We start from the raw sequence: 14,357 nt of genomic DNA on the forward strand, positions 1-14,357 counted from the left end.
TTTTTCAGGTTTTCTTCTTACCCTCTTACCCTGACTACTTAAACGATAAGTATTCAGGGTTTTACTTCGGGTAAGGTGTGGTTTTTCCTCTTACCCTTGGGTAAGAGAATTCTTGCAGTTTTCTCAAAAATGGATTTTTGGGTAAGAAGAGTGAATTTATCTTACCCTGTCAGAAGCTTTGCAAATGAGTGAGTTGTGGAGGTTGGGTAAGAGGGTAGGAAGAAAACACGATTTTTCTTAAATTTGAGAATATGGATGATCAGGTTATCTAGATAAATAACCGGGCTAAGACCGGGATAAGCCCTGCTTAAAACACCTTTATTATTGCTTATTGATTAGGTTTTTATTCTCTGTATTGACTGATTTTACTAGTAAAATGGGAGTTTCCATTAAGATAATTTGTTTTGCTATCTGGATGATCTGGTTATCTAGATAAATAACCGGGTTAAGACCGGGATAAACCCTGCTTAAAACCCCTTTACCATTGCTTACTGATTAGGTTTTAATACTCTGTATTGACTGATTTTACTGGTAAAATGGGAGTTTCCACTATATTAATTTGTTTTTCTGTCTGGGTGATCAGTTTATCTAGGTAAGAAACCGGGCTAAGACCGGGATAAGCCCTGCTTAAAACCCCTTTATTATTGCTCATTGAGCAGGTTTTGATTCCCTGTCGTAAACTGTTCTTTTTCTTTTATTTATATGTCTAAAGATAGGGGCTTAACTCATTGTCCAGTCAAATGTAGTAGTTCCAATCACTGTCCATTCAAATGTAGCAACTTCATTATTTTCAATTCAAAGTTCAAATACATTAAAAAAGAAACTTCAATGGCTTTAGAAAGCCATTGAAGTTGTAATATCTCTTTAATCCCAAATTAGTCAACCTAATTTAGAGTAGGTTGCTTAGTTCAAATTCTAATTCATTAATTAAGCTCTCAACATGAACAACATCTGTTTCCATTTTGAAGTCTAATATGTTCCCGTCACCAATAGGATATTGTAGCTTCCCTCTCCATTGTATTTTTCCCAAATCATCATATTTTCCGTTAAGAGTAAGGGAATCTTCAAGAGTGGTAAAAGCAATCTCCTGCGTATTGTCTATTGACCATTTTTTTAATGTTTCTAGAAAAGAAGTAAAACTTTCTAACTCTATTGATATATTATAAGAAGCTGTAAACCCTCTTAACTTCGCATCAATAAACACTATTAACCACTGATATTCATCAGTACTATTTCCTTGTATGAGTTCAAGGTTAATATTACCCAAGTCTCCTTTTATATTCATAATTATTGCGGAATTACTGTTATTACATCTCCATACTGATTTATAATCACTTTCAAACCATCTCCAAAAAATTGCCATGTATTAAGCTTGTTTCCACGTACAATTCGTAATGGATTTTTTATTGCTTCTTCAATAACGGAAGGCATAATCCCCCTTCCTTGCATTCGATCAAGAGCATGACCAGAATAATTTCTCCCATTAATTGTTGTTGGTAAATTTGTTCCACCCGCAATATCAATAGGGTTTCCTCTTCTTCCAATAGGATTTGATGCATCAGTTGCATCATTTATTGCATTATCAACTCTTTGCTCAATACTTGTTCTATTTGCTTTCCAGCGTTCTGATATTATATCAGATGCATACATTGTTGCAAGCCCGGTAACTGCCCTTTGCCCAAATTGGTCAAACGAAACATCTTGCCAACCTTCACCTGTTATATCGACTGCCGACGTTAATAAAACTTCACCAGCCGTCACATACTTAGCATTATTAACCATGAACATGCCTACCTTACCAACCGTTTCACCAGCTTTTATGGAAGCTCCCCATCCAGCGGTGAGCCCTCCAATCGCTCCAGATACTGCTACGTCAAAAAAGTCAACCTTATTAAACCATGCATCCTTTCCACTATAGCCATTGGCATAATTCATTGCTACCTGAATTCCATAATCAATTACAGCTGAAACTGCCAGCCCTATCAAGAATGCTGTTACTATAAATTCTCCGTCAGGGTCAGTATAGATAAGCGGGTTATTCAGGCAATAACCAAATCTATTAAAATTTTGAGTAAAATCATACAGTTGGACGTAGTTATCCGGACTAAGGAAACGTTTTAAAAGAGGATCATATACACGCCCATTCATGTTAATTAAACCAAATGCCAGTAAATGTTCATGCCCAGTATATCCTCTGTCAAGCCTTAATGTAGGTTCTTGTCCCTGTCCATAAGTTTGCCAATTGGTTGGATTTCGTAATCGCCCCCAGGCAGTATAACTATATTCAGCCTCTAAGTTTCCATTTTGATTGGTAATGTGAGTGATGCTTCCCAAATGGTCACGATGAATATAAAGCGTTGTAAGTGTAGTCCCTCTCTTCTCGATTACAACAGGAGCTCTGTAGGGCGAACCTCCAATGTATAATCTTTCCGTTGTTATGCCGGCTTTAATCTCCTTTTCGTATTTTCCTTCGGCAAAGGAATATTTTGTGCTGTTGGAGCCATTGTTCGAAGTCGAAGTCTTCGCACGATAATAGGCATCATTGTACTTGTAATTTACCGAAACAGATCCTTCGCTAATTTGAGAAGGACGTTTAAAGCTTGTATAGGTAATGTTTTGAGTAGCATCAGGAACAATTCCACTGGTATTTTCAACACCACTAACAGCATAAGGTTTATTGGATACTCCGTAGGTGTATGTGCCCAATTCGCTTGTACTGGCAATATTTCCATTACTTAGGTAGTTTACCGACTTTGCAGCTCCAAGTGCGGTACATTTTGTTAGTCGATCTAAATTATCGTAATCGAAAGATTCAGCCAGATTTCTTTTTTGATCGCTTCTGCTTCTTAAGTTTCCTGTTGTAGTATTAAAATCGTAACCAAAATGTTGTAATACACTGCCTCCTTTTACTGATTTTATTTCTGTTGGCATTCCATAGGTGTTGTAGTTGTTTGTTACAACAACTCCATTTCCTAAAGTTTGTTTGGTTAAATTACCAAATACATCCTGAGTATTCACTGTCCATAAAGCAGTACCGTCATGTATTAAAGAAGCAAGATGATTATTGGTGTTGTAGTCGTAATTAACAGTATAATTTAAAGGGGCATAAGTTGTACTGCTTAAACGACCATTCTGATAGACATAGGTTTCTGTGTAGCTGTTGCCATCTATAATTTCTGTTTTAGCAGTTAATTGCAGGAGGCTGTTGTAGGTATAGCTTATACTTGTGCCATTGCTACTACTGCTTGATGATAAAAGTCCATCAGAATTGTAAATGTATGTGCTTGTAAACTCAGGAGAAACTTTTTGCTTGAGGCGGTTGTATTGGTTATAAGTACTTGAGATGGTTTTGTTGTTACCGTCAATTACTTTGTTAATGTTCCCATCGGCATCGTATTGATACTGAACCGTACCGCCACTTGGGTCAATCATCTTTGTTTTTCGTCCATAGGCATCATATTCAAAACTCGTTTGAATCCCACCAGGTGCGATAATTGAAACCGGCTGTCCATCTCCTCTGATATTATATATGATGGTTCCTCCGGGGTCGGAGGAACTTACCATATCGCCGCGAGCATTACTTGTTTTTGTACTTGTGCGCCCAGCTTTACTTGTTGTTACACTATTACCACTATAACTGTAAGAAGTAACAGATCCGCTGGCTTCAGTTACTGATGTTGGCCGACCGTACAAGTCGTAAGCATAAATATTCCAAAGTTTGCTACCTCCAGCCACATAAGGGACGGATTGTTTACTCACTTGGCCTTTACTGTCGTATTCGTTATCGGTATATGTCCAACCCCCATTTAAACCAATAACTCCTCTTCTTAAGCTTCTGCCGTAAGCATCAAAATGTTCTGTAGTTGAAGGAGAAACATTAGAGCTAGTTGTTAGTTTGTGTAAATAATCCCCATCATTGGAATCCCATGAATAGGAATAATTGTTTATCTCACCATCGGGTAAAGCTACCTGTGTTTGTCTACCCAGCTTATCGTAGGTATAGTTAATTGTCTTGCTCTTAAAATTAGTTTCACTGGTAACTTGCCCTAAAGCATCTCTTACAAAAGTCGTTTTTTGATTCATGAAATTGGTTGACTCAGTAAGGTATCGAGAATTGGCATCATACTTAAAGCTTGTGGTAAATAGTTTTGAGGAAGAAAACGCTTTCTCCTTCTTCTTAGTTATATTTCCAAAACCATCATATTCGTATGTAATATCACTCGCTATATTATTATTAGCATACGTTTTAGTATTTATAGGACGATAACCAGAATAAGACCATTCACTTTTCGAGGTAAAAGTGTTTCCATTAGCTGTTTCACTAACTGTTTTTGTTAAAGGTAATCCCAATAAATATATGCCAGAAGAATTTGTGTTGGAATAGGTAATATTTGTTGTAGTACTTAACCCACTACCATAATTTAGAGTTTCGCTTGTAGGACTTCCATAAGAATCGTAAGTATATGTTGAGGTAAGAGTGTTGCTTTTCAATTTATCAATAGTAGTTTTTTTATCCAAATTGATTTTGGCAATTTTATTGCCTACAACGCTAACGTAATACTGATTAGTAATTGTAGCAAGTGGACTTTCTTGCTTAGTTAGAATACCAAATTTTAATGGATCGTAGTAATTGATTGAGGTTTGATTTCGTATTTCATCATTGGTACTAATTCGCTCAAAGCCCCTAAATCCAAGCCCATGCATGTGAATTAACGCATTGTAATAACTAAATGTTTGGTGTGCCCGCTTTGTATTATTTAACCAAGTTTGAATTTCTGCAGTGAGGTAAATAGGCCCACAAAATTTTTGATAAGGGAAGGTTGAACCATAAGATTCAGAATAGAGCCCATAATCACCTGAATTCATCAGCTCATACCTGGTTTTGGAAACAATGCCAAAGCTATTAACCACTCCTGTTAATAATTGTTGTCCGGTTTCATTAATTGTGTATCGCAGCTTATGTATTTTATTGTTATTCAAAGCTAAAATTTGACTATGATAATTACCATTGGCAATAATAGAGGGTACTAAGTAGGTATCGCTTCCTACATTTACCGCTCCTGATAATTTTTCAGTTGACAAACTCCCTTTTCTAGCCGGATAAATTGAGACGTTTCCTGATTTAGTAGCACATACTAAATCTGTTGTTCCATCACCGTTCATATCTTGCAGGACATAAGTATCATCCCGATCATTGTTTTTAACATCAACAACTTTGGTTTCAAAGTAACCGTTTCCTTTCCCATAGTGAATAGTCCATCTTTTCCCATTATCAACATAATTGGGTCGAGAAACAAGAACAGTGGAACCATGAACAGGACACTGTATTCCTCCTTCAAGCTCAATAGGTGCTATTTTGGGTTGCAGTTCTGCAGATCGCAGTAATTCCCCACCTCCATTAAACTCTAAAATCCGGTCACAATCGTAGCATCTGTCACTGGGGGTTATTCTTTGATTACAATATCTGCAGTTGTATCTAAATTCGGTGAATGGGGTTCCTGGAGCAACCGGATCCAGTCCTTTACAGCTCGGACATCTGTGTGGAGCATTAACGGGCATCTGAATGTAATTGGAACTTGTATATGATTCAGTAGGGGATACAATAAAGTCTACTTTTCCGTCAGCATTAAAATCTCCTAATAAGAACTTTTTATTTTTTATCACCGATCGCGTTATTCCGGAATAAGTTGCCACCTTTGACATACTATAAGAAGATCCATTTATATTAAATGTGTAGATGTGAAGACCAGAAGCATTTATTAATCCAATATCAGTTTTCCCATCTGAATCGTAATCAAATGGTATGATGATATCATTATTGTCTGACGTAGAAAAATCAACATTGTAATCGAAAACTTGTCCGTCGAACCGCTGTATACCATTATGAAGATCGTATAAATAGCATCTTGAATGGATATCAGTTTTTCCCAAAGGCTGATTGCAGGAAACGGCAAATACCTCATGTCTGCCATCACCATTAAAATCTCCTGAATAGAAAAATTTTGGGTGAACACTCTTAGTTCCTTGCCAATCTAATGTCGTAGCTGTTTCAAATGATTTAGTTTTCCATAATACCAAACCTCCGGCTGAGGCAAGGGGTTTGTATAAACGAAAATCAACCTTATCTTTTGACCCATTAAGATTCAAATTAACTTTAACTACTTCTTCATCTGCGACACCATCAATATCCGCCGCAAACATATCAATAAAACCCGCTTCTGTTTTTGTCTTTTGAGGAAAACAAAATGCATCCCCTAAACCATGATAAACTAGAATATCCTGATCTGGGCTCATTAAGTTCATGTACTTCTTTACTGAGTGAGAAACCCATGTACTATGCTTGTAGTATTCATAATAAGGCGTTTTAGGAGGATATACAATCAATCCATCATCTTCACTCCATGCAGAAAACTTCCCTTTTTTTATTGCTAAATTACTTACTGTTGTATTCGCAAACCATGACCCAAGGTCAGTCGTTAATTTGTTAATTGCTTGTATTTGATCATCTTCACCATAATAAAATTTGAGTGGATTCAATTCACTCCCATTTATATTACAATTGATTTTATCAAGTAATTTTTGATTTAAGCCAGTATAAGAAAATGTATAAGTCCTAATCGGAGTTGAATTATCTTTGCAAATAATACTGCTTAATAAATAATCACAGCTTGATTTTACACCCATATGCCATGAAAAGGAAGTGTCATCTCTTGAAATATAGTTAAAATGAACAGATGCATAATTTGATCCACCTTGCGTAGAGTTTCGTCCATACGCAAAATCCTTAATTCGAAATTGATTACCAATATGATCGTAGTTGTAATCTATAATGTTGCTGTGTATATCCATGTATTGAATAATCGGATACACATTTGTGTTAATTAATTGGTAGGGATACCCTAAGACAGCCGTTCCTCCATTTGGATAACGAACCTTGAAATATTTTATATTACTGCCACTAATGATTCCTTCTACAATAATATTCCCCTGTTCGGATTGATAAAATACCGAACTGGATGATTGGCTTGTTTTGATTAAGCGCATACCATCCAAATAGAATGGATCATTAATGGAATTTGCTGCACTTGTTGTTTTACCATCAAAATAAATACTGAAATTACCTCGTGTAATTGCTGATAACCCAATTAAACTCCATCCTTTGCCAAGAATCCCGTTACCTGCTTGACTAATATAGGTGACGTTTATCTGTGGTTGAGCACCCTCCCTGCCTGATACAAGATCAATAGGAATGGTATAAGTGCGGGCACCCGTTGGACTTGTCCCTTCTATAATTGGAATTTCGCCTACAGTTTTGTTTTTATCAATACTAACCTGATTAGGTATGTGAGTGTGTAAATTGCTAGAAATAAAAGACTTATTTAACAAGCTAGATGAAGCATCAAAGGCTTTTACCGGAGTGGGGAAATTTATAAGTGGTATTACCTTAGGAACAGTATCGTTAGTAAGATTCACACCATACACACCTTTATAAACAGAAATGTTATTATCATTTATAACCTGAGCTTTGGCACAATAGGTTATGTATGTTATCAGTATTAAAAAAAGTATACGTTTCATCATATTTTATATTTATTTTTTGGCACTGAAAAAAATGTTTGTCGACTAATTGGTAACTTACACATTAAGAATACGATCTATTTGTAATAACTTATGATTTGTCTTATATGTAAATGTTATTGCTTTATAATTTTATAAGTTAATTTCTCATTGTCAAAAATTAAAATCAGTAAATAAGTTGCCGCTGGAAGATTATTCATGTCAATAGGATTAACAGTATTCATATGAATTTGAACCTGCATCAATTTCTTTCCCATCAGGTTGTATAGATGGGCTTGACAACTGGTATTAAAATCAGCCCCGGAAATATCAATTCCAACATTCCCTTTAGTAGGATTTGGGTAGATAGTAATTTTTCTCTCATTAAGCTGTTCCTCAAAAACATCATCTTTCTCAATTTCTGTTAGACTGTTTTCCCCACTTAAAGCTGTTTTGGAGGTTGTTTTTAGAGTTATAACTCTGCGCTCAATTCGATTACCCGCCCCATCATAAGAATAGACTATTCCATTTTGTGAATAGGTGAGTAAGGAGCATAATAAGATACCACAAAAGGTAAGTAAGAGTTTTTTCATAAAAATAAATTAAAGGAATTAGTAAATATCACATGTAATTATCTTGATCTTTCTGAAATTAATTTATGTCAATTGTTGAGCTCTCTCAGGATAATGTTTTTATCTAATTATTTTTCTTGTATGTCATTCATTAAACTAAACACATAAACTTTACTATGATCTATACGTTAATTCTGATTTTATTCAAAAGGTAACCCTAAACATTCAATTACTAGATAAACGCCGACTTATTCATGGTAAACTGTGTGTTTTTAATGATGAATCCAGTATTTAATATTATCACCTAGACCAATCATGCCAGTAGTGAATATTAAGGCAATCCGAATTTCAATGTATTTTATCTTTTAAATTGCTATTCTTTACCGTGATTTCAGAATTTGAAGAAATATTATTCTTAAAAAGGAAATAGAATTAAAGATTTAGTAGTAATAGTTGACGTTAATTTAGGAATACGCAATTGCTGAACTTGTTATTTTTACTATCCTTGTATCTCGATAACTATATCCATTAAACTATTTTGGTAAATGGATATTTATTCTTAGGATTAGTTTAATTTTTCAAACGAAAGTGAAATTTACGCTAAACAGATTTGTTTTGCTTGCTGGATAATTGGATAAGTGAAGCAGGTAGAAGTGAGATATGACTGTAATAATCACTTTTTACAGCCCCTTTATAATAAATCTATTATTAGGTTTTGTTATCTGTGTATTAAACTACCGATGTGGTTTTTTATTCACGAATAGAAATACATCGTTTCTTCACTCATTATTGAGCTTATCCCGTTATTGAGATAGCGATCTTGAATTCTGATCAAATGGAGTGTGTTAAAAATCCTGTAATAGGATCAACTGACAATATAACCAAGAGTATTTTAGTAAATACTCATAGCATAATGTGGTTGAGTAATAACTAAGTAATCACTGAAAATACTAAAGTGGACAAATAATGTTGAATTTTCAAGGTTTTTTGGTAGTGCGTTATGAGAAAAGTGATTAGTTCTGTTGAGGCTACAATCTAAATCATTTAAACACTTCATGGAATACTACTTTATAATTTGCAACCGAGCAACATTAATGTTGCTCGGGGATTTTTATGTTGATTTTACGCATATTGATACATTCCTTCGATCTTACTCATTTCGTTTGAAATCAACTTTTCGCTGGCTCTGGCATAGTTTTCTGTCATTCTGGTATTGGTATGTCCCATCATCTTCGAAATAGCCTTAATGTTTAGATTATTGCCCAAAGTAACAGTTGTTGCAAATGTATGTCGAGCTGAATGTGTACTTAAGCTTTTATTGATGCCACATAGGTCTGCTATTTCCTTTAAATAGGCATTCATTTTTTGGTTGCTGGGTACAGGCAATAGCTTTTGCTGAATCTTACAAATAGGATCGTCTTTGTATTTAGCAAGAATGGCTTTGGGGATCTCAAAAAGCGGGATTTCAAATTCGACTTTAGTTTTTTGTCTTTTACTTTTTATCCATATATTACCATCTATGCCTTTTACAATGTGTTCTTGGCAAAGAGATTTTACATCTGAAAAAGCCAATCCTGTAAAGCAACAAAACAAGTAGAGGTCTTTAATAATTTCAAGACGTTTGATTTCGAAGCTTTTCTCCATCAATTTTTTCAATTCTTCATCATCTAAAAACTCTTTATCTACTTTCTCCATTTTAAACTTGATCTTTGCAAAAGGATCTGATCTCATCCATTCGTTTGCAAGAGCCCAATTCGTTATTTTCTTAAAATTCTTAAGGTATTTAAATGTGGTATTGGTAGAACATTTCCGTATCGTTCTAAAGTAATGTTCAAAATCGCTAATAAATTGATGGTTGATTTTAGTAAGCGGTAAATCTTTTAAATTGTATTGTTGCTTTATGAAGTCTTGAGCGTGTTTCAAACAGGTTTTATACCGCTCTGCTGTACCTTCTGCCATATCTATCCCAATACGTTTTTCACATCTTTCATTGTGTTTCTGAAAGATGCTTATAATGCTATAATCATCATTCTCCTGATTTAAGCTGGCTTTTACATTTTTACAAGTAAGCTCTTCCTGAATTTCAAGATCATTAATGATTTTCAAGAGTTTTTCATCCATATATTGAATGTATCGATTGTTTTCCTTTGCCTTAAGAGAATTGCCTTTACATTTCCCTTTATTAGAATCCCAGAACTTAGCATCAATACTTCTTTTAAGAGATATGTCTAATCTTTGACCGTCAATTGTAATTCTTACGAAGATTGGAGATTCTCCGTTTTTCAGTTTGGTAGTTTTTCTTGCAAAAAATAAAATTGAAGTTGTTTGTCTCATTTTTACTGGTTTTTAAATGTTTTAAAACGATTTTCAAAACTAGCAAACGAGTGATTTTTCGATAGAGCAAAAGGGTGTATTGCAGTGTATTAGCACCTCTGTAAGGTGTAGCGTTTTTCAATATTCTAATCTACACCTTTCAAAACACCATTATAATGTACTTTTTGGTGCTTTATTGCCTTGGTGCTAAATGAAGAAAGCCTTGTAAACGTTAAGTTTACAAGGCTTTTCTTTTTATTGCATTTCTGCATGGCGGAGAGAGAGGGATTCGAACCCCCGGTACGTTGCCGCACAATAGTTTTCAAGACTACCGCATTCGACCACTCTGCCATCTCTCCAATATATTTTGAGCTTTAATTGCTCTGCTATCTCTTGTGATAACGGGTGCAAATGTAGAATAAAAAATACTTGCAGCCAAACATTATTTTACTTCAGAGAGTAATTTATTTGAAATAGCTTGATCTTCAATTCAATTATTTTTAATTACCCATGAATATCCAACTCATTCATCATGTAAAGTGAGTGTTCAATCGTCTTAAAAATCTCCGGGCAGTATTCATTTACGGCTTTTGGACTGCCAGGCATGGTATAAATTAGAGATTTATTCATAACACCTGCAATGCCGCGACTAACCAATGCATTTGGCTTTTCCATTCCATATTTTACCCGAATCAATTCCATAATTCCGGTTATTTCTTTTGTGATGTGTTTTTTTACTACATCAGGCGTAATGTCATTTGGTCCAATCCCGGTACCACCTGTGGTGAAAACAAGATCGAAGTCCTCTTTTTTTGCTTTTTCCAGTAAATTGGTAAGATCAGATTCTTGATCAGGAATAATGAATTTTTCTATTTGATAATGGCGGTTTTTAGATTTGAAAAACTCTTCAGCCATTTTCTCCAGTAACGGACCACTTTTATCTGCATATTCACCTCGGCTGGCTCTGTCGCTAAGAGTAATTACCATTGTTTTTATTACTCTAGGATGATAGCAAAGAACATCACCGGCTTTTAAATTACCTCCGTTTAAAACTCTGCAAAAAATGCCTTCTTTTGGCATTACACAGTTTCCTATTTCGCGAAAAATACTGCAATTGTCACCGTGACATTTTTTTCCAATTTGAGTCACTTCCAAAATCATGTCACCTATATGGAAACGATCAAGCGGAGCAGTCAGATGAAGTAAAAGTCCTTCGGTGGTGATATTCTCGGCAAATTCTCCAAAATTGATATTGCGTTTGGCTTGTACCGAAAATTTGTCGATACTTTCTTTGGCCAGCAAGCTAACCTGACGGTGCCAATTTCCCGAATGAGCATCATTTACAACACCAAGTGAATTCAATTCTATGGAATCAACAGGCTTTTTGATCACTCCTTTTTTTTCAGATATATTTACAGAGAGTACTGATACTTCTTTTGTGCTCATGTTTATCGTGTTTTATTGCTTCAAATTGGTTTTTGTTTTTTCTATAAGCTCAATTTCGCCTAATACCATTGATTTATCAACAGCTTTGCACATATCGTAAATGGTTAGCAGAGCGATGCTGGCAGCGGTTAACGCTTCCATTTCCACTCCTGTTTGTCCAATGCATTTTACCCGGGTAATTACCTGAACGCCCTTTTCAATAATACTGCACTTTACTTCAGCCTTTGTAATCTGAAGCGTATGACAGAGAGGAATCAAATCACTGGTACGTTTGGCCGCCTGAATACCAGCTATTTCGGCAATAGTTAATACATCGCCTTTTTTAAGGGCATTTTCTTTTATTAATTCGATGGTGCGAGCCTCTAAGTGGATGATACCAGCAGCTTTGGCTTCTCGTATTTGCGGAGCTTTATGTCCGACATCAACCATATTGGCTTTTCCATTCTTATCGATATGACTAAAATCTCCCATAAATTAAATGTTGTTTACTGATAACTGCTCTCTGTTTTAACCTCCAATACCGTAAAAACTGCCGTTTTTATTTTTAGTGCCGGCCTCTGGTTTTTGGTTGATCGATTTATCGATTGCCTCTTTATTGCCTAATTCTTTACTGTCGAATTCGCTGGCATTAAACAAGCAGGGTTTTACTTTTCCGTTGGCAGTAAGCCTAATCCTGTTGCATTCCAAACAGTTACCGCCTTTTCCACCTTCAACAACAGAGAATTCTCCAGTGGATAAATCCATCTGTTTAATGAATCGTAATTCCAGATTATTACTCTTGCAAAACTGGCGTAAATTTTCCAGATCATCCAAATCTGCATCGAGCATGCGAACACAGTTTATTTTTACGGGATGCAATCCGGCCTTTTGAGCCGCTTTAATTCCTTTAAAAACATCTTCGATATCACCCAAACGGGTTATTTTCTTATATTTTTCAGGATTAAGTGTATCCAAACTAATGTTTACTCTTCTTAAGCCAGCTTTGGCTAATTGATCAGCAAACTGATCAAGTAATATGCCATTTGTTGTCATTGCAATTTCACCAATACCTGGAATATCAGATAACAACTGCACCAAATCAACAATTCCTTTTCTAACCAAAGGTTCGCCACCGGTAAGTCGTATTTTGGTGATTCCACTTGCAACAGCTTCTTTCACAAAATTGGTAATTTGCTCAAAACTCAATATTTCATCGTGAGCCATTAAATCAATACCCTCTTCGGGCATACAATATGTACATCGAAGATTGCATCGGTCTGTTACCGAAATTCGCAGGTAATTTATATTTCTGTTATAATTGTCTAACATGAACAAATTCTCCTTCCGTAAATTCATCAACCTCTCTTGGAACTGCCATAATTCCATTGGCTAAAGTAAAAGAATTAATGTGTGCTGAGCCATGATAGCTAATGGGTACAACCTGATTGTCAGCATTAAAGCGAACGGGCAAAAATTCAAGTCTGTCAGTTCTTTTTCGCTGGTAATCTGATGCAATTGGCATTCGTACCATAGGTGCGTTGTAATCATGCCCCATAAGTCGGTAAAGTAATGGTTTGCCGAGTAATTCGAATTGTACGAAAGAGGAAACCGGATTTCCTGGTAAACCCAAAACATATTTCTCCTTACAGGTTGCAAATACTGTGTGTTTACCGGGTTTAACCATAAGCGTATGAAACCAGATGTTGAAACCCATTTCTTTTAGAATTTGGGGAATGTAATCGAAGTCACCAACCGAAACACCACCCGAAATAATAAGCACATCATTTTCTTCCAAACATTTTACCATTGCTTCTTTAGTAGCCTCTTTCGAGTCAGAAATAATTCCGAGACTATTGCCACGAATGCCCATTTTTTGCAATTGCGCCTGCAACTGCCACGAGTTTACATTGCGTATTTGAGATATTTCCGGTTTTTGGTCTGGTTCAACCAATTCGCTTCCGGTTGCAATTGTCGCAACTTTTGGCTGTCTGAAAACAAGGGGATTCGCGCATCCTACACTTGCCAAAACAGAAATGTGCTGAGCCTTTAATCGGGTTCCTCTCTTTAGAACGACATCATTTTCTAAAATATCTTCCCCTTTAAGGCAAATATTTGATTTTGTTTTGTCTTTCGTAAAACGAATGTGAGTGTTATCAATTTCTTCCGTGTGTTCAATCATGATTACTGTGTCGGCACCTTCAGGCACCATCGCTCCGGTCATAATTTTGGAACACTGATTGTTCCCGACAGCTTTGCTTGGAGCAGACCCTGCTGCGATAATCTCCAAAACTTCAAGATTGTTTGCCAAATCAGATTGTTTACAAGCATATCCATCCATAGCCGACTTATTAAATGGCGGAATAGACATGTCTGAAAGAACATCTTCTGCAAGAACCCGATTCAAGCAATCAGCAAGATTGATAGTCTCAGTATCTAACTTTTTAGTGGCATTTTTTACAGTTTTTAAAGCCTCGTGAAACGTAATCATAT

9 protein-coding genes and 1 tRNA gene are annotated in these 14,357 nt (G+C 35.7%); all 10 read right to left on the minus strand.

Translation table 11 applies throughout. The features are described 5' to 3' along the window. Positions 1-502 precede the first annotated feature (502 nt). The 10 genes from ACHZAX_RS04900 to ACHZAX_RS04945 all read right to left on the minus strand — a co-directional run bounded on the left by ACHZAX_RS04900 (position 503) and on the right by ACHZAX_RS04945 (position 14,355). Positions 503-652, minus strand: a complete 150-nt coding sequence (locus tag ACHZAX_RS04900; protein WP_320018249.1) for a hypothetical protein — start codon at positions 650-652, stop codon at positions 503-505. A gap of 237 nt (positions 653-889) precedes the next feature. Then, positions 890-1,285, minus strand: a complete 396-nt coding sequence (locus tag ACHZAX_RS04905) for a WapI family immunity protein (RefSeq protein ID WP_320018250.1) — start codon at positions 1,283-1,285, stop codon at positions 890-892. A 2-nt stretch (positions 1,286-1,287) separates the two neighbouring features. Beyond that, a complete protein-coding gene (locus ACHZAX_RS04910) occupies positions 1,288-7,578 on the minus strand; it encodes an RHS repeat-associated core domain-containing protein (RefSeq protein WP_320018251.1) in 6,291 nt (2,096 codons plus the stop codon). 116 nt (positions 7,579-7,694) lie between these two features. Next, positions 7,695-8,150 (minus strand): T9SS type A sorting domain-containing protein, encoded by a 456-nt coding sequence (locus tag ACHZAX_RS04915; protein WP_320018252.1) that lies wholly within the window; start codon positions 8,148-8,150, stop codon positions 7,695-7,697. A gap of 1,101 nt (positions 8,151-9,251) precedes the next feature. After that, entirely contained in the window at positions 9,252-10,463 is a 1,212-nt protein-coding gene (locus ACHZAX_RS04920; protein WP_320018253.1) for a site-specific integrase, read from the minus strand. Between the two features lie 250 nt (positions 10,464-10,713). Then, positions 10,714-10,801, minus strand: a tRNA-Ser gene (locus ACHZAX_RS04925). A gap of 145 nt (positions 10,802-10,946) precedes the next feature. Next, complete coding sequence (locus tag ACHZAX_RS04930) at positions 10,947-11,888, minus strand: molybdenum cofactor synthesis domain-containing protein (protein ID WP_320018254.1); 942 nt, start codon at positions 11,886-11,888, stop codon at positions 10,947-10,949. A gap of 12 nt (positions 11,889-11,900) precedes the next feature. Beyond that, positions 11,901-12,359: a cyclic pyranopterin monophosphate synthase MoaC gene (gene moaC, locus ACHZAX_RS04935; RefSeq protein ID WP_101311216.1), complete on the minus strand. Its 459-nt coding sequence runs from the start codon at positions 12,357-12,359 to the stop codon at positions 11,901-11,903. A 36-nt stretch (positions 12,360-12,395) separates the two neighbouring features. Then, positions 12,396-13,223 (minus strand): GTP 3',8-cyclase MoaA, encoded by an 828-nt coding sequence (locus ACHZAX_RS04940; protein WP_320018255.1) that lies wholly within the window; start codon positions 13,221-13,223, stop codon positions 12,396-12,398. After that, positions 13,180-14,355, minus strand: a complete 1,176-nt coding sequence (locus ACHZAX_RS04945; RefSeq protein ID WP_320018256.1) for a molybdopterin molybdotransferase MoeA — start codon at positions 14,353-14,355, stop codon at positions 13,180-13,182. The genes ACHZAX_RS04940 and ACHZAX_RS04945 overlap by 44 nt, the downstream gene beginning before the upstream one ends. Positions 14,356-14,357: the final 2 nt, after the last annotated feature.

Origin of the sequence: Labilibaculum manganireducens (assembly GCF_963665805.2) — a bacterium.
In the GTDB taxonomy this organism is placed as follows: domain Bacteria; phylum Bacteroidota; class Bacteroidia; order Bacteroidales; family Marinifilaceae; genus Labilibaculum; species Labilibaculum manganireducens.

Bases quoted from the DNA above. Each gene is read 5' to 3' on its own strand.
- ACHZAX_RS04945 (WP_320018256.1), bottom strand. From the start codon at position 14,355: ATGATTACGTTTCACGAGGCTTTAAAAACTGTAAAAAATGCCACTAAA.
- ACHZAX_RS04915 (WP_320018252.1), bottom strand. From the start codon at position 8,150: ATGAAAAAACTCTTACTTACCTTTTGTGGTATCTTATTATGCTCCTTA.
- ACHZAX_RS04905 (WP_320018250.1), bottom strand. From the start codon at position 1,285: ATGAATATAAAAGGAGACTTGGGTAATATTAACCTTGAACTCATACAA.
- ACHZAX_RS04920 (WP_320018253.1), bottom strand. From the start codon at position 10,463: ATGAGACAAACAACTTCAATTTTATTTTTTGCAAGAAAAACTACCAAA.
- ACHZAX_RS04940 (WP_320018255.1), bottom strand. From the start codon at position 13,223: ATGAATTTACGGAAGGAGAATTTGTTCATGTTAGACAATTATAACAGA.
- ACHZAX_RS04900 (WP_320018249.1), bottom strand. From the start codon at position 652: ATGAGCAATAATAAAGGGGTTTTAAGCAGGGCTTATCCCGGTCTTAGC.
- moaC (WP_101311216.1), bottom strand. From the start codon at position 12,359: ATGGGAGATTTTAGTCATATCGATAAGAATGGAAAAGCCAATATGGTT.
- ACHZAX_RS04930 (WP_320018254.1), bottom strand. From the start codon at position 11,888: ATGAGCACAAAAGAAGTATCAGTACTCTCTGTAAATATATCTGAAAAA.
- ACHZAX_RS04910 (WP_320018251.1), bottom strand. From the start codon at position 7,578: ATGAAACGTATACTTTTTTTAATACTGATAACATACATAACCTATTGT.